This window comes from Stenotrophomonas sp. YJH_SMC_82 (genome assembly GCF_059368875.1).
The window spans coordinates 25,612-46,780 of the sequence record NZ_JCAFSE010000006.1; the positions used below are offsets into that span (position 1 = coordinate 25,612).

A 21,169-nucleotide genomic window follows, 5' to 3' on the forward strand; every position below is an offset into this window, starting at 1 on the left:
TCGCACCCGGGGACAGGTGCGCCAGCGCGTCCATCAAGGCGAAAACTCCCCGATTTCGCCCGACGAATGGCGGCACTGTGCGACCGACGGTGCCAGCGGCATGTGAATCACGCGCGCTATTTTTATGACGTGCGTCAAATAACAGGGGCGGACAAAATGGTTTTGCCGAAAATGCATATTGCCGCATGTGGCGGAGAATCCATTCCCCGCCATGAGTAAATAAATTCAGCTGCTGGAGAGTTTCATCAGCACCAGGCCGGAAACGATCAACACCGCCGCACCGATCCGCATCGGGCTGACCTGCTCGCCCAGGAACACAATGCCAACCACGAACGCCCCGACCGCGCCGATGCCGGTCCAGATCGTATAGGCGGTTCCCAGCGGCAGGCTGCGCATGGCCACCGCCAGCAACCAGAAGCTGGCGATCATGCCGATGATGGTGACCACGGTGGGGGTGAGCCGGGTGAAGCCTTCGGACTGCTTCATGGACACGGCCCAGACGATTTCCAGCAGGCCGGCAAACAACAGATAGATCCAGGCCATGACGGCCCTCCTCTTGGTAGGGCCAGGCCGTCCTGGTCATTGGTTCCCGATGTGGGGGAGGTCGTTCCTCCTGGCCGGCATTCTAGCAACGGCGGCAGCCCCAGGCCGCTGCCGCCGGAAGCGGGTTACAGCCGATTCAGTGCATGAAGCTGGCGTCGATGGGCCCGTCTGCGCTAGAATGCGCGTCTGCCATCGGCCAGCCCGATGTGCAGTCCGGCTGTGGTCTCCGGCGCGCCGCGCGCTGTTTCCCCTGATCCGTGAACTGGCCGCCCACCGGGCGGCCAACGTCTCTATGGTGGCCCCGTCGGCCCCTCGCGACGCTAGGTCGAAAACCCCGCCAGGGCCGGAAGGCAGCAACGGTATCGATCGACGCGGGCGCCGAGGTCAGCCGGCTGGGCCACCGCCTTTTCCGCACTGGGCTCAGATCCCCTTGCATGGCAAAGGGATCTGACCCCGGCTTCGCATTCTTGGCCCGGCATGGCGCCGCGCTACCCTGCCTCGGGCGTGCCCTGGTGGAACACCATGCGCCATCTGTCCCCGTGCCCGCGCCACAGCGAACTGCGCAGCACCCAGTGCTGCAGCGGCCCATCAAGGTGATGGCGGCTGCGGTAGCGCACCTGGGCCAGGTCCTGCGACAGCAGCCAGACGGCGTACTGCTCCGATTCGATCTGCACCTGGGCACGCTCCAGCGGAATCTCCACCAGCGCGGCCGCACGGTCGTAGCACTGGCCGGAGCTGCCGATCTCGCTGAAATCCTCATCCAGCAATGCGGCCAGTTGCTCGCGGTCGGCACGCACCTGCGGCGCATGCAGTGCACGCTCCAGCGCCTCCAGCCCGGCAGCCAACGCCGCATCTGCGGGCTGGCCGGTACCGCTCACGGCGGGTCCTGGACCAGCACGTGCGGGGCGGTCGGGCTCGCCAGCGGCACGCACTGCCCCGGCTGCGCCACGCGGTGCCCACGCGCAGCCAGCGCCAGACCATCGGCCGCGCTGGCGTAGTGGTACAGCATCATCCGCGCCTGCAGTTCGGCGCTGTACTCACGCTCCAGATCGTCCACGCCGGTATGCGAGGGATTGCCGTGCAGGCCGCAATCGTGAGCGATCAGTTCGTTGTCACTGGCGAAGCGGGCCAGCATCTCCGGAATCGGCCGGGTATCGCCGCTCCAGGTCAGCGCGCCCTGCAGGCGCAGGCCATAGGCCGTCTCCGGCCAGTGGTGGCGCACCGGAAACACTTCCAGGCGCACGCCCTCGTGCCAGAACGCCTCGCCCACCACGATCAGCTGGAAGGCATCCCAGAAGTTCGCACCGCCCTCGGCCAGCACGTTCGGGTAATCCCCGATGCGCTTGTGCAGCAGCGGCACCACCGTGGCGGGCACGTACAGGCGCACCTTGCCGCGCCGGTGCGCATTGAAGAAGGTATCCACGAACAGGCGCTCGAAGCCGGCCACGTGGTCCAGGTGCACATGGGTGGCGAACAGCGCCTGCGGCATCTGCCCGTAGTGCGCCTTGAACGCGGTCAGGCCTTCGCCACCACAATCGATGGTCAGCCATGGGCGCCCATCGCGCTCGATCACCGACATCGGCGACCCCAGCTCGACCGCCGACGCATTGCCGACGCCGAGGAAACGCAACGCCCAGTCCATCAGGTGCCCCGGTTCCAGGCCATGTCATAGGCACGGCGCAGCCGCGCGTAGTCCTTCTGCACGTCTTCCACGCTGCGCTCGCCGCGCAGCTTGATCAGCGAGCGCAGCAGGCGCTTGAGGTTGCGCTCGCGCCAGGCGGTCGCCGGGATGCGGATCACGCCGCGGTCGAAATCGATCAGCCAGCCATGGCCGCTGCCATCGAACAGGATGTTGTGCGCGTTGAGATCGGCATGGTCCAGGCCGGCACGATGGAAACGGGCAATCAGGCGCCCGGTCTCCTCCCAGGGAGCCCCCCGGCCGGCCACCAGTGCGCGGTCGGCCAGCGAGCGCACGCCCTCGATCCGCTCCATCAGGATCGCCGCCCGGTAGCGCAGGCCCTCGCGCATGTAGAAGGCGGCGATCGGCCGTGGCACCGGCAGCTTTTTCTCGCGCAGGGCGCGCATCAGGCGGAATTCGGCGAAGCTGCGGGTCCGGTCCGAGCCGCGCCAGAGGTACTGGTCATGGCTGATACGGGCCGCCATGCCGCCGCGCAGGTAGTGGCGCAGCACGCTGGCACCGAACGGCGCATCGACGAACCAGGCGCTGCCGCGGCCGCCCTCGCCCACCGGCCGGGCCCTGCTGCCCCAGTGCTGGGGCGAGAACAGGCCGATCTCGGCTTGCCGCAGCCGCTCGCGGTCGAACAGAATGGCCCCGATGCCGCGACCCTCGCGGCATGGCGTCAGCGCTTCATTGGCGTCGAATGCGACCATTTCATTGAGTCTAACAACACATGGCATCAGCGTCCTCCTCCTTGTGCCTCCTGCGCCTGTCCGCACTTGGCGATGTCACCCACGTGGTGCCCCTGGTGCGTACCCTGCAGGCCGCGCGCCCGGACACGCCGATCCACTGGATCATCGACAAGGTTGGCCACAAGCTGCTCGACGGCCTGCCCGGCGTCACCTTCCATGCCTACGACAAGAAGAGCGGCATGGCCGGGGTCAAGGAACTGCGCAGGCAGCTGCCGCCGGGGCGCTTCGAAGCGCTGCTGCAGATGCAGGTCGCGTTCCGCGCCAACCTGCTGTCGGCCTTCATTCCGGCCGAGCGCCGCATCGGCTACGACCGCAGCCGCTCGAAGGACCTGCATGGGCTTTTCATCAACGAACGCATTCCCGACCGTCCGGGCATCCATGTGCTCGATGCCATCGGCAGCTTCTGCGAACCGCTGGGCCTGCGCCAGACCGAGGTCAGCTGGGACCTGGCCGTGCCGCAGTCGGCATATGAGTGGGCCGCCGCGCAGTGGCACGACGATGGTCGCCCGGTGCTGATGATCTCGCCGTGCTCCAGCCACGTGCGCCGCAACTGGTACGCCGACCGCTACGCCGCCGTGGCCAACCACGCGGTTACGCGCGGCTGGCAGGTGGTGCTGTGCGGCGGCCGCAGCGAACTTGAGCGCAGCATGGCCGACGCCATCCAGGCACAGCTGCACACGCCGGCGCTGGACCTGGTAGGCAAGGACACGCTGAAGCAGCTGCCCGCCCTGCTGGCCCGCGCCAACCTGGTGATGACGCCCGATTCCGGCCCGATGCACATCGCCAACGCGATGGGCGCCAAGGTGCTGGGCCTGCATGCGGCCAGCAATCCGAACCGCAGCGGCCCGTACTCGGATCGTCGCTATTGCGTGGACCGCTACGACGATGCGGCACGCAAATACCTCGCCAAGCAGGCCACCGATCTGAAGTGGGGCACCAAGATCGAGTTCGACGATGTGATGGAACTGATCACCGTGGAAGACGGTATCGCTGCCTTCGAACGCTACGTCGCCGACCACCTGGGGTGAGCGGCAGGCCGCCCGGGATTACACGCGCTGCGCGTAATCCTGATAGGACTTCTCCTCCACGTACGCCGAGCCCAGCGCCAGGTTGATCGCCTTCTTGATGCGCGCGCGTTCGTCATTGCGCAGGTACACGCTGCGCGCCAGGTCGATGAAGCCCTGGTCGAACGCCTGCGCCTTCTCCTTCAGCCGGATGTCGTCCTCGATCTCCCACAGCTGCTCGTTGACCACCTTCAGCTCGGCACGCAGCCTGGCGATGTCCTTCACGGCCGCCGGGTGCGCCATCCAGGTCTGCTCCAGCGCCGACAGCTCCCTGCGCACGTTGGCCAGCTTGCCCTCGTCGCTGATGCGCTCGGACTTGATCTGCAGGATCGAAATCTTGTCCAGCAGCTCGCCGAAAGAAACGGGAACGAGGATTTCAGCGGTCATGGGGAAAAGCTCCAGCAGGTGATGCGTACATGGTAACCCGCAGCGTCCGCACGGATATCCCCGGTAGATCCACGCCATGCGTGGATGAGCCTGCCAGCAGGAACAGCATCCACGCACCGCGCGGATCTCAGTGATGCATCTGGAGGACCAAGCCCCTCTGTTGAGGGGCTGCCCCGACAGGGGCGGGGAGAGGCCGGCAAAGGGAGGGGCCCACGCGTTGCGCAGCAACGTGTGGGGCGACGCGCAGAGCGCGTCGCGTCCCGCGCCAGATAAAGAAAAAGGGCTGCCTTTCGGCAGCCCTTTTTCTTTATCTGGCGGAGAGGGGGGGATTCGAACCCCCGAGGCGCTATAAACGCCTGCCTGATTTCGAGTCAGGTACATTCAACCACTCTGCCACCTCTCCGGGTGGTCCCCGGCGGACCGGGGACGCGCATCATACGAGGAAGTCAGGCCGACGACAAGTCATTCCGGTCAATGAAGTGAAAATTTCCCGGATGCATGCCTTGCCGGATGCCCGCAGCCCCCCGATGATGCCTGTCTCCCCAGCAATACCCCGCCCCTGCACACCATGATCGAATTCGGACACCTCACCCACCCCGGCCTGCGCCGCGAGCTCAACGAAGACACCTACTACGGTGACAGCGAGCTGGCCCTGTGGCTGGTGGCCGATGGCATGGGCGGCCACGCCTGCGGCGAGGTGGCCAGCGCGCTGGCGCGCGAAACCATCGTGCGCGAGATCCGCCGTGGCGCGCCGCTGGCCCAGGCCATCCGCACCGCCGACGAAGAGATCATCCGCGCCTCGCGGCGGCGCAACGACACCCTGCCGATGGGTACCACCGTGGTCGCCGCACGCGTGCAGGGCAATCGTTATGAAGTGGCATGGGTCGGCGACAGCCGTGCCTACCTCTGGCGTGACGGCCAGCTGGCACAGCTCAGCCAGGATCACAGCGTGGTGCAGGAACTGGTCGCGCAGGGCAACCTGACGGCCGAACAGGCACGCGCGCATCCACATCGCAACGTGGTCACCCAGGCGCTGGGCGTCACCGATCCGGCACATCTGAACGTGGCCACCACCAGCGGCGAGCTGCGCCCCGGCATGCAGCTGCTGCTGTGCAGTGACGGCCTGACCGAGGAAGTGGACGACCGCGGCATCGCCCGCACCCTCGCCTTCGAGGATGCAAGCGCACAGGAATGCGTGGACACGCTGGTCGCCGCCGCGCTCGACGGCGGTGGCCGCGACAACATCAGCGTGATCCTGGTGCGCTGCCATTAACCCGTAGATCCACGCCATGCGTGGAGGCGGTAGTGCCGGCCGCTGGCCGACTCACCGGGAAACGTGTTCACGCAGATGCCGGCCAGCGGCCGGCACTACCTCTTCCAGGCATTACGCGCTGGCGGGCTCTTCCACCTTCGGCCCATCCCACAGTGCGTGGCCGGCCTTCTTGCGCAGCCGCTCCAGCCGCGCGGCATGCGCTTCCAGCTCCGACGGCGTGGCCACTACGCGCGGACGCGGCAGCAGCTTGCTGGTATCGAAGGCCTGCAGCGCCGCACCGGCGCCACCGCCATCGTCATCCCCCAGGCCGAATCCGATCTCTTCCTGCCCCGAGGTCAGCGCGATGTAGACGTCGCCCAGGATCTGCGCATCGAGCAGGCCGCCATGCAGCGCACGGTGCGAGTTGTCCACGCCCAGCCGCTTGCACAGCGCATCCAGCGAATTGCGCTGGCCCGGGAAGCGCTCGCGCGCCATCACCAGGGTATCGATCACTGTGCAGCGATCGGTGATCTTCCCGTACTGCGGGCCCAGCAGCGACAGCTCGTTGTCGAGGAAGCCCAGGTCGAACGCCGCGTTGTGGATGATCAGCTCGGCGCCATCGATGAAGGCCAGGAACTCATCGGCGATCTGCGCGAAGTCCGGCTTGTCAGCCAGGAACTCCAGGGTCAGGCCGGTGACTTCCTGCGCGCCCTGTTCGAACTCGCAGTCCGGCTTGATGTACTGGTGGTAGTTGTTGCCGGTCGGGCGGCGCTTGAACAGCTCCACGCAGCCGATTTCGACGATGCGGTTGCCCTTCTTCCATTCCAGGCCGGTGGTTTCGGTATCGAGGATGATCTGACGCATGGGCTCAGTTTACCGGGCTGGCGTCGCGGATCTGGATGGCCGCATTGCGCGCCAGCGTATCCACCCGCTCGTTGTCCGGGTCACCGGAGTGGCCCTTTACCCAGCGCCAGTCGATCTGGTGCCGCAGCGTCGCGGCATGCAGGCGCTCCCACAGCTCGCGGTTCTTCACCGGGTCGCCGCCGGCGGTCTTCCAGTTCTTGCGGATCCAGCCGGGCAGCCACTGCGTCAGGCCCTGCCGCACGTACTGCGAATCGGTATAGAGCACGATGTTGCAGGGCTCGGTGAGCGTCTCCAACCCGGAAATGGCCGCCATCAGCTCCATCCGGTTGTTGGTGGTGTGCGCTTCGCCGCCGCTCAGTTCACGCTCGTGGCCCTTGTAGCGCAGCAGCGCAGCCCAGCCGCCGGGGCCGGGATTGCCAAGGCAGGAACCGTCGGTGTGGATTTCGATGGTTTTCAATACAACTCCAGATCAGGTGGCAACGGTGCCGAGCCAACGCACCGGCAACGGTTTCGGCCCGGGCAGGGCCAGCGTGCGCTTTTCAGCATGGAACAGGCAGGCCGCGCGCAGCGGCGCCCAACCGCCCGTGCGGCGACTGCCTGCACCGCGCCAGAGCGGGCCGAGGTAACGCATATCGTCGCACTCCAGCCCGTGGCGGCCGAGCAGCAGGCGGATCCGCTGTGGCGTGCGCACCACCAGTCCGTGCTGGCGCCAATGCGTGCGGTAAGGGCTGAACGGGTTGAGGCTGCTCAGCCACAGGTGGCCGCCCGGCATCAGCACGCGCTCGCACTCGTCCAGCAGTCGCTCCGCATCGCCCGCGGTCACATGCTGCAGCACGACCGCGTTGACGCTCTCGCTGGCCAGCGGCAGCGGCAGCGCACAGCGGGTGTCGCCGGCATAGCCCTGGCCCTGCCGGAACAGCCGCAGCCCGCGCCCGCCCAGTTGCGCATCCTCCAGCCAGGCCGCACTCGGTGCGATCCACAGCCAGGGCTGCGTCGGCAGGACAGACAGCTGCGGCAGCAGCAACTGCCGCTCCAGCACGCGCAAGGAGCCCGCCGGTTCAGTGTCGAACCACGGGGCCTGGCTCGCTTGACGGGTGCTCTGCAGCGCGGGCATGGTCCAATTCTATGCGACTGACTGCCCTGCCCGCATTTGCGGACAACTACATCTGGACGTTGATCGACGACGCTGGCGCTGCCGTGGTCGTCGATCCCGGCGATGCCGCGCCGGTGCTTGCGCTGGCCGATCAGGGCCTGCGCGTGGACACGATCCTGCTCACCCATCACCACGATGACCACATCGGTGGCGTGCCCGCGTTGCAGGCACGTTTTCCCGGCGCACGGGTCATCGCGCCCGTCGAGGAGCGCATCCCTGCAGCGACCGAGCGGGTCGGCGAAGGTGAACGCGTTCAGGCACTGGGCCGGACGTTCCACGTACTATCCGTGCCCGGGCATACCCGCAGCCACATCGCGTTTCACACTGCTGAACATCTTTTCAGCGGAGATTCGTTGTTCAGCCTGGGCTGTGGACGCCTGTTCGAAGGTACGCCGTCCCAGCTGCTGGCATCGATGCGCAAGCTGGGTACCTTGCCCGCGCAACTGCTGCTTTGTTGCGCCCACGAGTACACCGTGTCAAATGCCGTCTTCGCGCGGCATGTCGACCCCGCCAACGCTGCCCTGTGGCAGCGCCAAGAGGAGGCTTTGGCCATGCGCCGCGATGACCGTTCCACCCTGCCGGTAACCCTGGCCAACGAACTCGACTGCAATCCGTTCCTGCGTGTGCACACGGCGCCGATCCGCGCGGCAGTGTCGGCGCACCTGGGCCGCGACGTCGTTGACGACGTCGACGTCATGGCCGGTCTCCGGCACTGGAAAGACGGCTTCCGCGCATGATGCGCCGAAGTCTGCCGCTGGCCCTGGGCCTGGTCCTGGGGCTGGCCGGAACCGCCGGTGCCCAGTCGCTGGGCGCGGGCATCGGCCAGAACCTGGCCGCCGCGGCGGCCCTGCCGCTGGATCCGGCCGCGTTGCCGGCCGCGTCGGTCCGCAATGGCCAGGAGATCTTCTCCAGCTTCCGCGACGGCCTGGCCGAGCCCACCTGCAATGCCGAGGCCACCAGCCCGCGCTGGCAGAAGCAGTTCGCCCACGCCCCGTCGCGCCTGGCCAACCAGGATGACGATGCGCTGGTGCTGTTCGGCTACGTGGTTGAAGAGCTGCGCAAGGCCAACCTGCCTACCGAATTCGCACTGATCCCGTTCGTGGAAAGCGGCTACCGGCCCAATGCCCGCAATGGCAGCGGCCCGACCGGCCTGTGGCAGTTCATCGCCACCACCGCGCGCAACCACCGCGTGCCCATGGCCAACGGCTACGATGGCCGCCTGTCGGCGGTCGATTCCACCCAGGCCGCAGTGCGCTACCTGAAGACCCTGCACGGCATGTTCGGCGGCGACTGGCGCCTGGCCACCATGGCCTACAACGCCGGTGAGTACCGCGTGTTGCAGTCCATGCGCAAGGCCGGCATGAACGCGCAGAACGCCAAGCCGTCGGCGCTGCCCGGCCTGTCGCCGGTCACCCATGCCTACGTCGAGAAGCTGCATGCCCTGGCCTGCGTGCTGGAAGACGTGGAAGACCAGCCGGGCGTGATGGCCTCGCTGGACCGCACCGTGCCGGTGCTGAAGGACCACACCCTGCCCGCCGGCACCAGCGTCCAGCAGTGGGCCGCACAGCGCGCCCTGGACCCGGCCAGGATCGCCCGCCTCAACCCCGCCCTGGCGGGCGGTGGCCGCGCCTCGTCGGGTACCACCCGCGTGCTGGCTCCTGTCTCGGCTGCCAATGCGACGGTGGCGGACACCGCATCCGCCCTGGTCGCCAGCGCTGCGCCAGTCGCCACCGCAGCACCGACGCCGCAGGTGGCCAAGACCGTCGCCGCGATCGCTGATCGTCCGCGCAGCCGCCGCCACACCGTGCGTGATGGCGAGTCGGCCTGGACCATCGCCCGCCGCTACGGCATGCCGGTCAAGGCCCTGTTGTCGCTGAACGGCCTGAGCGGCAGCAGCGTGCTGAAGCCGGGCGCCGTGCTGCGCGTCGAAGACTGACGCGTAGGCCAGGGCCCTCCTGTAGAGCCGAGCCCATGCTCGGCTTTTTTCTTGCCTGCGACTTGTCGGGGTTCATGACCAGCCGAGCACGGGCTCGGCTCTACAATTCGATTTCCAGCAGCGCCCGCACAAAAAAAGGCCCGGCAATGCCGGGCCTTCTTCGATCTGCTCGCCGCAAGGCTTACAGGTTCGCCTCGGTGGTCTGGATCACGAACTTCTTGCGCATCGCCTCGATGTAGGCCTTGGCCGCGGCCATGCCATCGATCTGGCTCAGCTGTTCCTTCAGCTGCTTCTGCTGCTCTGCAGTCACTTCCTTGATGTCGCCCGGATTGACCTTGTTCACCGCGAACAGCAGCGCGTGACCATTGACGTCGACCTTGCCATAGCTCGGCTTGCCTTCGGCCGGCACCGGCGCACTGAAGATCGCGCGGTTGATTTCCGGGGTCGGCACCGGCTGGCTGCGCGGCAGGCCCGGCATCGGGCTCAGCTGCAGCTTCTCGCTGGCGGCCAGCGACTGCAGGGTGGCACCCGCCTTCAGCTTGGCCAGGATCGCATCGGCCGCCTTGTCGCTGGCCTGGCGCTGGCGGTCAGCGCGGATCGCGGCGATCACCTGGTCACGAGCCTTGTCCAGCGGCAGGGCCTGTTCCGGGGTGTGCGCAGCCACGCGGATGACCACGCTGTGGTTGGTCGCGCCCCCCAGGGCGATCGGGTCACTGGCGGTACCGTCCTGCACCAGCACGTCGGAGAACGCCGCACGCAGCACGGCCGGGTCAGCCGCGATGCCACTGGCGGTCGCGCGGGTGATCGGGCCCAGCGTCTGCAGCGGCAGGTTCACTTCCTTGGCGGCAGCGGCCAGGTCGCTCGGGCTCTTGTTGATGGCATCGACCAGGCGACCGGCCAGCTCGTTGAAGCCGCGCTCACCGTCGGCCTTCAGCTGTTCGGCGGCCAGCGTGTCACGCACTTCCTCGAACGACTTGCCCTGGCCACCGCGCACAGCGGCCACCTTGATGATGTGGTAACCGAACTCGGTCTTCACCGGGCCGATCACGTCACCGGCCTTGGCCGCAAACAGCGCGTCCTCGAACGGCTTCACCATCGCACCGCGCTCGACCCAACCCAGGTCCCCGCCCTGGTCCTTGGAGCCCGGATCTTCCGAATTGGCCTTGGCCAGCGCGCCGAAATCGGCACCAGCGGCCTTGGCTTCGGCAGCGATCTTGCTCGCCTTGGCTTCTGCACCGTCACCGGTGATCAGGATGTGCGAGGCCTGGCGCTGCTCCGGCGAGGTGAACTTCGCCTTCTCGTCTTCATAGCGCTTGCGCAGGGTGGCTTCATCGGCCGCCGCCGGTGCCGGAAGGTTCGCGCCGTTGATCTCGACGTACTCCAGCGACACGCTCTCGGCCTGGCGGAAATCCTTGCCGTGGCTGTCGTACCACTGCTTGATCTGCTCATCGGTGACCGGCGCGGTATCGGCCGGTACGGGCGGCAACGCGGCCAGCTCGACGTCGCGGGTTTCGCCCAGCAGCTTCAACAGGCGCTCGGTCTCTGCCTGGGTGACGAAGCCGGAGCTCTGCAGGCCCGACGGAATCACCGACTGCTGCAGGCTCTCGCGCACCAGCTCCTGGAACTGGGTCGGCGTACGCGGCGGGTTGCCGCCGGCCAGGGCCAGGCGATAGTTGTTCTCGTTGAACTTGCCGTTCGAATCGAGGAATGCGGGCATGGTCGCGATGTACTCGCGCACCGCGCCGTCGCCGATCACCACGCCCGCCTGCTCACCGACCAGGCGCACGACCTGCTCGTCGATCAGCTGGTCGAGCACGGCCATCTTGTTCTCGGTGCTCTCGAACGCGCGCGGGTCGAAGTTGTCGCCCTGCTGCTGGCGCTCACGCATGCGCTCCTGCTCGAAACGCGTGCGGAAATCCTGCGAGCTGATCTCGTGGTGCTGCCACAGCATGCGCACCGGCCACCACGACGGCGCCGAACGCCACCAGGTCGGCGGCGCGGAAACCTTGGCCACGTTCTGTGCGCCAACGCCACCGAGGTAGCTGTTGTCGATCACGAACAGGAACGGAATCATCAGCAGCCCCAGGATCACAGTGACGATCCAGCCTGAGGTCTTGTCGCGGAGTTTCTGCAGCATGGTGAGGAATCACAAGGCCTTATTGGCGAGCCCGGCAGTGTAACCCGCTTCGCCGCAGGGACCAAAAGCAGCGCCAGCGCGGCCTGCGCCCACATCGGCAGGCATGCGCCATCCGCGTGTCGACCATTTCCACCATGGCGCAAAGAAAAAGCCCCCGGCTTGCGCCGAGGGCTTTTGAAGTTGGCGGAGCGGACGGGACTCGAACCCGCGACCTCCGGCGTGACAGGCCAGCATTCTAACCAGCTGAACTACCGCTCCGCGCTTGAACTTTGCAGGCGCCCAGTATATCCGAAGACTGTCTGGAAACCCAGCCCGATGAACACTTTTTTCAAAGTTTTTTCACAGGGACTTAAGAATTCTGCAATGGCGGAGCGGACGGGACTCGAACCCGCGACCTCCGGCGTGACAGGCCAGCATTCTAACCAGCTGAACTACCGCTCCGTTCTTGCAAAAACCTTTTCGCCTTCCTTCCGAACCTGTCGGTGAGAAGACAAGGCCCCCAGCTTCAGGCCGGGGGCCTCGATGTAGTGGCGGAGCGGACGGGACTCGAACCCGCGACCTCCGGCGTGACAGGCCAGCATTCTAACCAGCTGAACTACCGCTCCGCGTTGTTACCTTTTTTGCTTTCAGCCGGCCTGGACCGGGGAGAAAACAAAGCCTCCAGCTTTTGGCCGGAGGCCTCGTTGAATGGCGGAGCGGACGGGACTCGAACCCGCGACCTCCGGCGTGACAGGCCAGCATTCTAACCAGCTGAACTACCGCTCCACACTCAAACTTTTACCGCGGTGCTGTGGTGGGTGCTGAGGGTTTCGAACCCCCGACCCTCTCCGTGTAAAGGAGACGCTCTACCGCTGAGCTAAGCACCCCAGCGAGCCGCTTAGTTTACAGCATCCTTCAGGGCCTTACCAGCCTTGAACGACGGATTCTTCGAAGCAGCGATCTTGATGGTGTCGCCGGTCTTCGGGTTGCGGCCGGTGCGGGCAGCACGGTCGCGGACCTGGAAGGTACCGAAGCCAACCAGGGTGACCGCATCGCCGTCCTTCAGCGCCTTGGTGACGGCAGCAACGACGGCATCGACAGCGCGGCTGGACTCGGCCTTGGTCAGGTCTGCAGCTTCAGCAACGGCATCGATCAATTCGGTCTTGTTCATTCTCTACAACTCCTTTGGCGGTGGGTTCCGCTTATTCGACAGGGAAGCAACCGCACGCGCTCTGCATGCGGCCGCCATGTGGAAACGGTTCGCCGAATTCAGCGATCGCCAGACTGCGATCACTCATTCGCGAGTGCTGCTTTTATACCAGTGGCCCTACCCCCACGCAAGCTGGAAAGCCAGCAACGACGCGGGTTTCGGGCCATTGGACAGCGCGCGTCAATGCTTGACGCGCGCGTTTCCACTCGGTTTGGCCTTGCTGCGCACCGTGACACGTTGCGCACTCTTGCGCGCCTTCTTCGGTGCCAACGGACGCTCCAGCGCCAGGTCCAGGACTTCTTCGATGTACTTCACCGGCACGATCTCCAGATCGCGGGTGACGTTGGCCGGGATGTCGGCCAGGTCCTTGCGGTTCTCCTCGGGAATGATGACCGTGCGGATTCCGCCACGCAGTGCGGCCAGCAGCTTCTCCTTCAGTCCACCGATGGCCGTGACGCGACCACGCAGGGTGATCTCGCCGGTCATCGCCACGTCGGCACGCACCGGCACCTTGGTCAGCATCGATACCAGCGAGGTGACCATCGCCGCGCCGGCACTCGGGCCGTCCTTCGGCGTAGCGCCATCGGGCACATGCAGGTGCACGTCGTGCTTCTGCAGGAAGTCGCTGTCGATGCCGAAGCCGACGGCGCGCGAACGCACCACCGACAGCGCCGCTGAAGCCGATTCCTTCATCACGTTGCCGAGCTGGCCGGTCAGGATCAGCTGGCCCTTGCCCGGCACCAGCGTCGATTCGATCTGCAGCAGATCGCCACCCACCTCGGTCCAGGCCAGGCCGGTGACCAGGCCGATCTCGTTCTCTTCCTCGGCACGGCCGAAGTCGAAGCGACGCACGCCCAGGTACTTGTCCAGGTTCTTGCTGGACACGCTCACCAGCGCCTTCTTCTTCGCGCCCTTCTTCGCCTTCACCGGCTGCGGGCCGGCCAGCGCGATCTCCTTCACCACCTTGCGGCAGATCTTGGCGATCTCGCGTTCCAGGTTGCGCACGCCCGACTCGCGCGTGTAGTAGCGCACGATGTCCTGGATGGCGTCACTGCCGATCTCCAGCTCTTCCGGCTGCAGGCCGTTGGCCTTGACCTGCTTGGGCACCAGGTAACGGGTGGCGATGTTGAGCTTCTCATCCTCGGTGTAGCCGGGGATGCGGATCACTTCCATGCGGTCCAGCAGCGGGCCGGGAATGTTGAGCGAGTTCGAGGTGGCCACGAACATCACTTCAGACAGGTCCAGGTCCACTTCCAGGTAGTGGTCGTTGAACGCGTTGTTCTGCTCAGGGTCGAGCACTTCCAGCAACGCCGAGGACGGATCGCCGCGGAAGTCCATCGACATCTTGTCGATCTCGTCGAGCACGAACAGCGGGTTCTTGCTGCCGACCTTGTTGAGGTTCTGCACGATGCGGCCCGGCATCGAACCGACGTAGGTGCGACGGTGGCCACGGATCTCGGCCTCGTCACGCACGCCGCCCAGCGACATGCGCACGAACTTGCGGTTGGTGGCCTTGGCGATGGACTGTCCCAGCGAGGTCTTGCCCACGCCCGGCGGCCCGACCAGGCACAGGATCGGGCCCTTCATCTGCTTCACGCGCGACTGCACCGCCAGGTATTCAAGGATGCGTTCCTTGACCTTCTCCAGCCCGTAGTGATCGGCATCGAGGGTGTCCTGCGCCACCTTCAGGTCCTTGCGAACCTTGCTGCGCTTCTTCCACGGCACGCCCAGCAACCACTCCAGGTAGTTGCGCACGACCGCCGCTTCGGCCGACATCGGCGACATCTGCTTGAGCTTGTTCAGCTCGTTGCGCGCCTTGGCCTCAACGGCCTTCGGCATTCCGGCCTCGGCGATCTTGCGCGCCAGCTCTTCAAGCTCGCCAGGCGCATCGTCCAGGTCACCCAGTTCCTTCTGGATGGCCTTCATCTGTTCGTTGAGGTAGTACTCGCGCTGGCTCTTCTCCATCTGCGACTTCACGCGGCCGCGGATGCGCTTCTCCATCTGCTGCACGTCGATCTCGCCGTCGACCAGGCCGACCAGCATCTCCAGGCGGTCACCGACGGCCAGCGTTTCCAGCAGGCGCTGCTTGTCGGCCAGGCGCACGCTGATGTGCGCGGCGATGGTGTCGGCCAGGCGCGCCGGCTCATCGATGCCCGACAGCGTCTGCAGCAGTTCCGGCGGCAGCTTGCGGTTGGTCTTCACGTACTGCTCGAACAGCGACATCAGCGAGCGGGCGATCGCCTCGACCTCGCGCGCTTCGCGCTCGTCGCTGGCGTCGATCTCCACGGCCTGGCCGTGCAGCGAGCCGTTGCGCTCGTCAACGTGGGTGACCTGCACGCGCGACAGGCCTTCGACCAGCACCTTGATGGTGCCGTCGGGCAGCTTCAGCAGCTGCAGCACCTGCGCCAGCGTACCGACCTGGTAGAGGTCGGCCGCATGCGGGTCGTCGGTTTCGGCCGACTTCTGCGCCAGCAGCAGGATGCGCTTGTCCGCCTCCATTGCCTGTTCGAGCGCGTGCATGGACTTGTCACGGCCGACGAACAGCGGAATGACCATGTGCGGGAACACCACTACGTCGCGCAGCGGCAGGACCGGCAGGTCGAGGGTTTCACTTGGGGAACGGGCCATGGGGGCTCCAGGGAAGGGGGAAAACCGCCTCCGGGAGGGCATCTTCCGGAGACAAAAAAAGCCGATGGCCCCGTTATGGGGCCATCGGCTTTCAGATGCAAGGCATTCCTTGAAAATCCTTTCCAATCAACAACCTGGAAGGATCACTCGGCGCCTGCGGCCTTCTGTTCAGGGACCGCCGGGGTCTGGTAGATCAGGTACGGCTCGGACTTGTGCTCGATCACCGATTCGTCCACCACCACCTTGCTGACGTTTTCCTGCGACGGCAGGTCGTACATGGTGTCCAGCAGGACCGATTCGACGATGGTGCGCAGGCCACGGGCACCGGTCTTGCGCTTGAGCGCCTTCCTGGCGATGGCCGACAACGCGTCCGGACGGAACTCCAGCTCGACGTTCTCCATCTCGAACAGCTTCTTGAACTGCTTGGTGATGGCGTTCTTCGGCTCGGTCAGGATCTTGATCAGGGCCGGCTCGTCCAGCTCCTCCAGGGTCGCCACCACCGGCAGGCGGCCGACGAACTCCGGAATCAGGCCGAACTTGATCAGGTCTTCCGGCTCGACTTCGGCCAGCACCTTGCCCACTTCCTGCTTGCGCTCGCTGCTCTTCACCTTGGCGCCGAAGCCGATGCTGCCGACGTCGGTGGAACGGGCCTGGATCACCTTGTCCAGCCCGGCGAACGCGCCGCCGCAGATGAACAGGATGTTCTTGGTGTCCACCTGCAGGAATTCCTGCTGCGGATGCTTGCGCCCGCCCTGCGGCGGAACGCTGGCCACGGTGCCTTCGATCAGCTTCAGCAGGGCCTGCTGCACGCCTTCGCCGGACACATCGCGGGTGATCGACGGGTTCTCGCTCTTGCGCGAGATCTTGTCGATTTCATCGATGTAGACGATGCCCTGCTGTGCCTTCTCGACGTCGTAGTCGCACTTCTGCAGCAGCTTCTGGATGATGTTCTCCACGTCCTCGCCCACGTAACCGGCTTCGGTCAGCGTGGTGGCGTCGGCCATGGTGAACGGCACGTTGAGCAGGCGGGCCAGGGTTTCGGCCAGCAGCGTCTTGCCCGAACCGGTCGGGCCGACCAGCAGGATGTTCGACTTCGCCAGTTCGACGTCGTCGTTCTTCTGCCGGCTCTCGATGCGCTTGTAGTGGTTGTACACGGCCACGGCCAGGGTGCGCTTGGCGCGGTTCTGGCCGATCACGTACTGGTCGAGGACCTCGAGGATCTCGCGCGGCTTGGGCAGCGAACTGCGCGCCGACTGCGCCTTTTCCTCAAGTTCCTCACGGATGATGTCGTTGCACAGCTCCACGCACTCATCGCAGATGAATACGCTCGGACCCGCAATCAGCTTGCGCACTTCATGCTGGCTCTTGCCGCAGAAAGAGCAGTAGAGGATCTTGCCGGTGTCCGTGGAACGACCTTGGCGGTCTTCGCTCATGCTTCGCTTACCCAGTTACCCCACCCGCTGAACGGGGGTTCGATTCGAGAATAGCACAGGGCCGAGGGGACACCAGTCCCGCCCGACCCTGCAGGAACGGGGCCTCCCTGGCCCCGTGAAGGCCGGTCAACCGGCCTGGATCGACTCATCCGGACGACGCTCCAGGACCTGGTCGACCAGACCGTAGGCCTGCGCCTCGAAGGCGCTCTTGAAGTTGTCGCGCTCGGTGTCGCGGGCGATCGTCTCCAGCGACTGGCCGGTGTGCTTGGCCAGGATCTCGTTCAGGCGCGAACGCAGGGTCAGGATCTCACGCGCGTGGATGTCGATGTCGGTGGCCTGGCCCTGGTAGCCGCCCAGCGGCTGGTGGATCATCACGCGCGAGTTCGGCAGCGCATAGCGCTTGCCGGCTTCGCCCGCGGCCAGCAGCAGGGCGCCCATCGAGGCGGCCTGGCCGATGCAGGTGGTACTCACATTCGGCTTGATGTACTGCATGGTGTCGTAGATCGCCATGCCGGCGGTGACCACGCCACCCGGCGAGTTGATGTAGATGTTGATGTCCTTTTCCGGGTTCTCCGATTCCAGGAACAGCAACTGCGCCACCACCACGTTGGCCATGTGATCGTCGATCGGGCCCACGAGGAAGATCAGGCGCTCCTTCAACAGGCGCGAATAGATGTCGTAGGCACGCTCGCCGCGGCTGGTCTGCTCGACCACCATCGGAACCAGGTTCAGGGCTTTGGTTCGGTTGTCCATTACGTGAGGTACCTATCTTGGGGGGCAACAACCCCGCGCCGGCAAAGGCGCGGGGCATCCGGTGATCCGCCGGCTTACTGGCGGATCGCGTCCTGGAACGACAGCTTCTCTTCGGTGTGCTGGGCACGCTCGGCGATCCAGTCGATCACCTGCTCTTCCATCACACGGTTCTGCAGGCCAGACATCAGCTGGGGGTCGTTACGGTACATCTCAATGACCTGCTCCGGCTCTTCGTAGGTCGAGGCGATCAGACGCATCGTTTCGTTCAGGCGCTTGGCTTCCAGGCGCAGGTCGTTGATGCGGGCCACTTCACCGACCAGCAGGCCGACCAGCACGCGCTTGGCGGCGGCGTCCTTGAAGCCTTCGTGGGCATCGGCCGGGATCTCGCCGACGTTCTGGCCGTTGCGGCGCAGCTGCTCGACCTGCTGGGCCAGCATGGCGCGGGCTTCGTTCTCGACCAGGCGCGGCGGCATTTCCACCGACGAGTAGGCCGCGATCAGCTGCTCGCCCACTTCGCGGCGCAGGCGGTTCATCAGCGCGCCCTTCAGCTCACGCTCCAGGTTGGCGCGGATGTCGCTGCGGAACTGCTCGACGTCGCCCCCCTTCACGCCGAAGCTCTTGATGAAGGCTTCGTCGACCGCCGGCACGACCGGCTCGGACACGTCGGCAACCTTGACGGTGACCTGCACGGTCTTGCCGGCCAGCACCGGCACGCGCCAGTCAGCCGGGAACTCGACGTCCAGGGTCTTCTCTTCGCCCTTGGCCAGGCCGACCAGGCCCTTTTCGATGGTGTCGAACATCATGCCCTGGCCGAGCACGATCGAACCCTTCTCGGTGCCCTCGGCCGGCAGGCGCTCTTCGCCGGCCTGCGACCAGGTTTCCACCGCGACCAGGTCGCCGTCCTGCGCGCCACGGCTGACCGGGGCCCAGGTGCGACGCTGGTTCTGCAGGTTCTCGATCATCTGGTCGATGTCGGCGTCGGTGATCTCGGCGGTGTGGCGCACGACGGTCAGCTTGCTGACGTCGATGTCGCCGAAGTCCGGCACCACTTCCACGGTGGCCACGAAGGAGAACTCACCCTCGTCGCCCTTGTCGATGCGCGGGCTGCCGACGACGCGCAGGTCGTGCTCGCGCACGGCCGCGTCGAAGGTCTCGCGCAGCAGGCCGTCCAGCGCCTCGCCACGGACCTGCGCGCCGAAGCGCTGCTCGATCACCTTGGCCGGCACCTTGCCCGGACGGAACCCCTTGATGCGGGTGGTACGGGCGATTTCGCCCAGGCGGCCGGCGATGTGGCTCTGCAGACGCTCTTCCGGCAGCGAGAAGCTCAGGCGGCGTTCCAGGTTGCCGGTGGATTCGATCGAAGCTTGCATGTTGACTCCTGCCACCGGTGGCCCAGGCCCCCGGCTCGATGATTGGGATGAAACGGTTGTTAGGACACGACGTCTGGGACGCGCCTGCTTGCCGCAGCCCTTTAGTTTCGCCCAATTCGGCCTGCACTGCCAGCGCGTGCCGGTCAAGGGGCGCCGATGGCCCGATCAGGGCGGGGACAGGCCGGCACTGGTGCGAAAGGGGGGACTCGAACCCCCACGCCTTGCGGCACTGGAACCTAAATCCAGGGCGTCTACCAATTCCGCCACTTTCGCGTGGCCGGCACAGGTGTTCATTGTCGCAGGCGGCGACTGGAATCGGAAGGCCTGCACAAAGCTGAATCCACTACGCTCCGCGCCATCGCTGCATCGCAGCCACGCCGGCGGGTGCGCGACCCGCCGGGCTGGCCGCAGCCTACTGCTGCGGTACCGTGCGGGCCGGCGCCGCGCCTGAACCCGGGTCGACGGCCGCATCCACCTTCCGGACCTCCACGCCCCCATCGTCGGTGCGACGCAGGGCCACCGACGCCGGCGCAGCCCTGCGCACATCCACCGAACCGTCCGCATTGCGCTGTACGTCCACCGCGCCGGGCAGGACCTCCCCCTCCGCAGGCCGGGCCGACCGCATCTGCATGGCGTCGTCGATCTGGCGCGCCGGAATGCGCTCTGCGCCCGCATCCCGCTCGACAGCCTGCGCGGGATCATTGCCCGGCGTGCAGGCCGCCAGTGCCATCAACGCGAAGGGAATCCACACCGTGCCGTGCAATCGAGTGATCTCAGCCATCAACATCTTCCTGCCTGCATGCGCCATCGGCGCGGAAGATCTATTGGGTGCGATGCAGGACGCCATGCGGTGAGAAGCAGTGCACAGCATTGAAAACACTGATGACGCGTATGCCCCTGATTTCAGCACTGCTTCAGTAGATCCACGCCATGCGTGGATGAAGCGCAACCCGGCGTGCGGGCAAGAAAAAAGCCACCTGGATGACCAAGTGGCTTTCGTCTGGTGGGCTGTCAAGGATTCGAACCTTGGACCTATTGATTAAGAGTCAACTGCTCTACCAACTGAGCTAACAGCCCGAAATCGGGGCGCGAATTATGACCCGATCCGCTCGGTGGGTGCAAGCACTTTCTTCAACATCGTTGAAACCAGCACTGCGATCCCGATGCGTTGCAGATCCACACCAGGCGGGGCCCTGCAACGTGTGGCCCATTGAAACGAAAGGGTCACACCTATAAGAAAAAAGCCACCTGGCGTACCAGGTGGCTTCCGTCTTGGTGGGCCGTCAAGGATTCGAACCTTGGACCTATTGATTAAGAGTCAACTGCTCTACCAACTGAGCTAACGGTCCGTGAAACTCAGACGCACATTGTAGCGTGCTTTCTGTTTATTGCAATACCGTTTCGGCTGCGCCGATGCGGTTGAATCAGTGGGGTGGCTGAGGGGATTCGAACCCCCGACCACCGGAATCACAATCCGGTACTCTAACCAACTGAGCTACAGCCACCACTGAAACTTTCGCTCCACCGCCGATACCGCCAGCACTGGAACCTTGAAACCTTGCCTGGAGACTGTCACCGAAGTTCCGGTCCGCCGAAGCGAGTCCGATATTCTGGTGGAGTCTTTACGCTTTTGCAAGCACTTCTTCACATCCGCCGATGCGATCCCGCTGTCCCGCCAATGGCGCGCCCGACAGGAATCGAACCTGTAACCGCCGGCTTAGAAGGCCGGTGCTCTATCCAGTTGAGCTACGGGCGCCCGAACCGGAACGGTGTCCAATCCGACGTGACGTGGGATTGGTCGGGGTAGAGGGATTCGAACCCCCGACATCCTGCTCCCAAAGCAGGCGCGCTACCAGACTGCGCTATACCCCGGTCTTGCAATCCCCTCGGGTCAGGCCCGGGGAGTTGGTCATTGTCGCCAAGCGCGTTGGGAACTGTCAACGAAGGATGCGCAGTTCCGCGGCCTGCCACAACGCCGAAAGCAGTCATCGGCTATGCTCACGCCCATCGGCCGGATGGCCGTCCTGACC

19 protein-coding genes, 12 tRNA genes and 1 other RNA gene are annotated in these 21,169 nt (G+C 65.6%); 5 read left to right on the forward strand and 27 right to left on the reverse strand.

What is annotated here, in order from left to right:
* Positions 1-225 precede the first annotated feature (225 nt).
* Positions 226-543: a DMT family transporter gene (locus AC5P53_RS19445; protein ID WP_005415486.1), complete on the reverse strand. Its 318-nt coding sequence runs from the start codon at positions 541-543 to the stop codon at positions 226-228.
* Between the two features lie 301 nt (positions 544-844).
* Between AC5P53_RS19445 and ffs the strand changes: the two genes are divergently transcribed.
* Positions 845-941: signal recognition particle sRNA small type (gene ffs / locus AC5P53_RS19450), an RNA gene on the forward strand.
* 90 nt (positions 942-1,031) lie between these two features.
* On the opposite strand, the gene AC5P53_RS19455 is transcribed toward ffs, so the two are convergent.
* The 3 genes from AC5P53_RS19455 to AC5P53_RS19465 are packed head-to-tail and all read right to left on the reverse strand — an operon-like array spanning position 1,032 to position 2,934.
* Complete coding sequence (locus tag AC5P53_RS19455; RefSeq protein WP_241887189.1) at positions 1,032-1,421, reverse strand: nuclear transport factor 2 family protein; 390 nt, start codon at positions 1,419-1,421, stop codon at positions 1,032-1,034.
* Positions 1,418-2,185: an MBL fold metallo-hydrolase gene (locus AC5P53_RS19460; RefSeq protein ID WP_495227498.1), complete on the reverse strand. Its 768-nt coding sequence runs from the start codon at positions 2,183-2,185 to the stop codon at positions 1,418-1,420. Before AC5P53_RS19460 ends, AC5P53_RS19455 begins: the two co-directional genes overlap by 4 nt.
* On the reverse strand, positions 2,185-2,934 hold the full coding sequence (locus AC5P53_RS19465; RefSeq protein WP_032958195.1) for a 3-deoxy-D-manno-octulosonic acid kinase: 750 nt from the start codon (positions 2,932-2,934) through the stop codon (positions 2,185-2,187). The genes AC5P53_RS19460 and AC5P53_RS19465 overlap by 1 nt, the downstream gene beginning before the upstream one ends.
* A 20-nt stretch (positions 2,935-2,954) precedes the next feature.
* Between AC5P53_RS19465 and AC5P53_RS19470 the strand changes: the two genes are divergently transcribed.
* Positions 2,955-4,001: a glycosyltransferase family 9 protein gene (locus AC5P53_RS19470; RefSeq protein ID WP_046429133.1), complete on the forward strand. Its 1,047-nt coding sequence runs from the start codon at positions 2,955-2,957 to the stop codon at positions 3,999-4,001.
* A gap of 18 nt (positions 4,002-4,019) precedes the next feature.
* Here the strand turns inward: AC5P53_RS19470 and AC5P53_RS19475 are convergent, their stop codons facing one another.
* Positions 4,020-4,424: a DUF6165 family protein gene (locus tag AC5P53_RS19475; RefSeq protein ID WP_014646159.1), complete on the reverse strand. Its 405-nt coding sequence runs from the start codon at positions 4,422-4,424 to the stop codon at positions 4,020-4,022.
* Between the two features lie 312 nt (positions 4,425-4,736).
* Positions 4,737-4,827 (reverse strand) — tRNA-Ser (locus tag AC5P53_RS19480).
* Positions 4,828-4,992: 165 nt separating this feature from the next.
* Here AC5P53_RS19480 and AC5P53_RS19485 point away from each other — a divergent pair.
* Positions 4,993-5,697, forward strand: coding sequence for a PP2C family protein-serine/threonine phosphatase (locus tag AC5P53_RS19485; RefSeq protein WP_014036153.1), 705 nt, complete (start codon positions 4,993-4,995; stop codon positions 5,695-5,697).
* Between the two features lie 111 nt (positions 5,698-5,808).
* Here the strand turns inward: AC5P53_RS19485 and dnaQ are convergent, their stop codons facing one another.
* The 3 genes from dnaQ to AC5P53_RS19500 are packed head-to-tail and all read right to left on the reverse strand — an operon-like array spanning position 5,809 to position 7,654.
* Positions 5,809-6,540 carry a DNA polymerase III subunit epsilon gene (gene dnaQ, locus AC5P53_RS19490; RefSeq protein WP_014036152.1) on the reverse strand — a complete coding sequence of 244 codons (732 nt, stop codon included), beginning with the start codon at positions 6,538-6,540 and terminating at the stop codon, positions 5,809-5,811.
* 4 nt (positions 6,541-6,544) lie between these two features.
* A complete protein-coding gene (gene rnhA / locus AC5P53_RS19495) occupies positions 6,545-6,997 on the reverse strand; it encodes a ribonuclease HI (protein ID WP_014646157.1) in 453 nt (150 codons plus the stop codon).
* Between the two features lie 12 nt (positions 6,998-7,009).
* Positions 7,010-7,654, reverse strand: a complete 645-nt coding sequence (locus AC5P53_RS19500) for a methyltransferase domain-containing protein (RefSeq protein ID WP_041863105.1) — start codon at positions 7,652-7,654, stop codon at positions 7,010-7,012.
* A gap of 11 nt (positions 7,655-7,665) precedes the next feature.
* Here AC5P53_RS19500 and gloB point away from each other — a divergent pair, with 11 nt between their 5' ends.
* On the forward strand, positions 7,666-8,430 hold the full coding sequence (gene gloB, locus AC5P53_RS19505; protein WP_241887188.1) for a hydroxyacylglutathione hydrolase: 765 nt from the start codon (positions 7,666-7,668) through the stop codon (positions 8,428-8,430).
* A complete protein-coding gene (locus tag AC5P53_RS19510) occupies positions 8,427-9,629 on the forward strand; it encodes a lytic transglycosylase domain-containing protein (RefSeq protein WP_046429131.1) in 1,203 nt (400 codons plus the stop codon). The genes gloB and AC5P53_RS19510 overlap by 4 nt, the downstream gene beginning before the upstream one ends.
* A 181-nt stretch (positions 9,630-9,810) precedes the next feature.
* Here AC5P53_RS19510 and AC5P53_RS19515 read toward each other — a convergent pair whose 3' ends face one another.
* The 18 genes from AC5P53_RS19515 to AC5P53_RS19600 form a co-directional block, all read right to left on the reverse strand.
* Positions 9,811-11,766 (reverse strand): peptidyl-prolyl cis-trans isomerase, encoded by a 1,956-nt coding sequence (locus AC5P53_RS19515; RefSeq protein ID WP_046429130.1) that lies wholly within the window; start codon positions 11,764-11,766, stop codon positions 9,811-9,813.
* A 181-nt stretch (positions 11,767-11,947) separates the two neighbouring features.
* Positions 11,948-12,024 (reverse strand) — tRNA-Asp (locus tag AC5P53_RS19520).
* Between the two features lie 106 nt (positions 12,025-12,130).
* Positions 12,131-12,207: transfer RNA gene (locus AC5P53_RS19525), tRNA-Asp, on the reverse strand.
* Between the two features lie 87 nt (positions 12,208-12,294).
* Positions 12,295-12,371 (reverse strand) — tRNA-Asp (locus AC5P53_RS19530).
* A gap of 83 nt (positions 12,372-12,454) precedes the next feature.
* Positions 12,455-12,531, reverse strand: a tRNA-Asp gene (locus tag AC5P53_RS19535).
* A 26-nt stretch (positions 12,532-12,557) separates the two neighbouring features.
* Positions 12,558-12,632 (reverse strand) — tRNA-Val (locus tag AC5P53_RS19540).
* 11 nt (positions 12,633-12,643) lie between these two features.
* Positions 12,644-12,916 (reverse strand): HU family DNA-binding protein, encoded by a 273-nt coding sequence (locus AC5P53_RS19545; RefSeq protein ID WP_004146343.1) that lies wholly within the window; start codon positions 12,914-12,916, stop codon positions 12,644-12,646.
* 219 nt (positions 12,917-13,135) lie between these two features.
* Positions 13,136-15,583, reverse strand: coding sequence for an endopeptidase La (gene lon / locus AC5P53_RS19550; RefSeq protein WP_014646100.1), 2,448 nt, complete (start codon positions 15,581-15,583; stop codon positions 13,136-13,138).
* Positions 15,584-15,726: 143 nt separating this feature from the next.
* On the reverse strand, positions 15,727-17,016 hold the full coding sequence (gene clpX, locus AC5P53_RS19555) for an ATP-dependent Clp protease ATP-binding subunit ClpX (protein WP_014646099.1): 1,290 nt from the start codon (positions 17,014-17,016) through the stop codon (positions 15,727-15,729).
* A gap of 126 nt (positions 17,017-17,142) precedes the next feature.
* Positions 17,143-17,769 carry an ATP-dependent Clp endopeptidase proteolytic subunit ClpP gene (clpP, locus tag AC5P53_RS19560; RefSeq protein ID WP_019659528.1) on the reverse strand — a complete coding sequence of 209 codons (627 nt, stop codon included), beginning with the start codon at positions 17,767-17,769 and terminating at the stop codon, positions 17,143-17,145.
* 74 nt (positions 17,770-17,843) lie between these two features.
* The gene (tig, locus tag AC5P53_RS19565) at positions 17,844-19,139 is read right to left on the reverse strand and encodes a trigger factor (RefSeq protein ID WP_014646097.1); all 1,296 of its coding nucleotides are present in this window, start codon (positions 19,137-19,139) and stop codon (positions 17,844-17,846) included.
* A gap of 188 nt (positions 19,140-19,327) precedes the next feature.
* A tRNA-Leu gene (locus tag AC5P53_RS19570) sits at positions 19,328-19,412 on the reverse strand.
* 139 nt (positions 19,413-19,551) lie between these two features.
* Complete coding sequence (locus AC5P53_RS19575) at positions 19,552-19,920, reverse strand: hypothetical protein (RefSeq protein WP_241887187.1); 369 nt, start codon at positions 19,918-19,920, stop codon at positions 19,552-19,554.
* 220 nt (positions 19,921-20,140) lie between these two features.
* Positions 20,141-20,216: transfer RNA gene (locus AC5P53_RS19580), tRNA-Lys, on the reverse strand.
* 196 nt (positions 20,217-20,412) lie between these two features.
* Positions 20,413-20,488 (reverse strand) — tRNA-Lys (locus AC5P53_RS19585).
* 79 nt (positions 20,489-20,567) lie between these two features.
* Positions 20,568-20,644, reverse strand: a tRNA-His gene (locus AC5P53_RS19590).
* A gap of 174 nt (positions 20,645-20,818) precedes the next feature.
* Positions 20,819-20,895 (reverse strand) — tRNA-Arg (locus AC5P53_RS19595).
* A gap of 39 nt (positions 20,896-20,934) precedes the next feature.
* Positions 20,935-21,011: transfer RNA gene (locus AC5P53_RS19600), tRNA-Pro, on the reverse strand.
* Positions 21,012-21,169: the final 158 nt, after the last annotated feature.

Excerpts from the sequence above, each read along its gene's own strand:
- AC5P53_RS19465 (WP_032958195.1), bottom strand. The coding sequence starts at position 2,934 with ATGGTCGCATTCGACGCCAATGAAGCGCTGACGCCATGCCGCGAGGGT.
- AC5P53_RS19460 (WP_495227498.1), bottom strand. The coding sequence starts at position 2,185 with ATGGACTGGGCGTTGCGTTTCCTCGGCGTCGGCAATGCGTCGGCGGTC.
- dnaQ (WP_014036152.1), bottom strand. The coding sequence starts at position 6,540 with ATGCGTCAGATCATCCTCGATACCGAAACCACCGGCCTGGAATGGAAG.
- AC5P53_RS19470 (WP_046429133.1), top strand. The coding sequence starts at position 2,955 with ATGGCATCAGCGTCCTCCTCCTTGTGCCTCCTGCGCCTGTCCGCACTT.
- gloB (WP_241887188.1), top strand. The coding sequence starts at position 7,666 with ATGCGACTGACTGCCCTGCCCGCATTTGCGGACAACTACATCTGGACG.
- AC5P53_RS19475 (WP_014646159.1), bottom strand. The coding sequence starts at position 4,424 with ATGACCGCTGAAATCCTCGTTCCCGTTTCTTTCGGCGAGCTGCTGGAC.
- AC5P53_RS19575 (WP_241887187.1), bottom strand. The coding sequence starts at position 19,920 with ATGGCTGAGATCACTCGATTGCACGGCACGGTGTGGATTCCCTTCGCG.
- lon (WP_014646100.1), bottom strand. The coding sequence starts at position 15,583 with ATGGCCCGTTCCCCAAGTGAAACCCTCGACCTGCCGGTCCTGCCGCTG.
- clpP (WP_019659528.1), bottom strand. The coding sequence starts at position 17,769 with ATGGACAACCGAACCAAAGCCCTGAACCTGGTTCCGATGGTGGTCGAG.
- clpX (WP_014646099.1), bottom strand. The coding sequence starts at position 17,016 with ATGAGCGAAGACCGCCAAGGTCGTTCCACGGACACCGGCAAGATCCTC.
- AC5P53_RS19510 (WP_046429131.1), top strand. The coding sequence starts at position 8,427 with ATGATGCGCCGAAGTCTGCCGCTGGCCCTGGGCCTGGTCCTGGGGCTG.
- AC5P53_RS19445 (WP_005415486.1), bottom strand. The coding sequence starts at position 543 with ATGGCCTGGATCTATCTGTTGTTTGCCGGCCTGCTGGAAATCGTCTGG.
- AC5P53_RS19515 (WP_046429130.1), bottom strand. The coding sequence starts at position 11,766 with ATGCTGCAGAAACTCCGCGACAAGACCTCAGGCTGGATCGTCACTGTG.
- AC5P53_RS19545 (WP_004146343.1), bottom strand. The coding sequence starts at position 12,916 with ATGAACAAGACCGAATTGATCGATGCCGTTGCTGAAGCTGCAGACCTG.
- tig (WP_014646097.1), bottom strand. The coding sequence starts at position 19,139 with ATGCAAGCTTCGATCGAATCCACCGGCAACCTGGAACGCCGCCTGAGC.
- AC5P53_RS19485 (WP_014036153.1), top strand. The coding sequence starts at position 4,993 with ATGATCGAATTCGGACACCTCACCCACCCCGGCCTGCGCCGCGAGCTC.
- AC5P53_RS19500 (WP_041863105.1), bottom strand. The coding sequence starts at position 7,654 with ATGCCCGCGCTGCAGAGCACCCGTCAAGCGAGCCAGGCCCCGTGGTTC.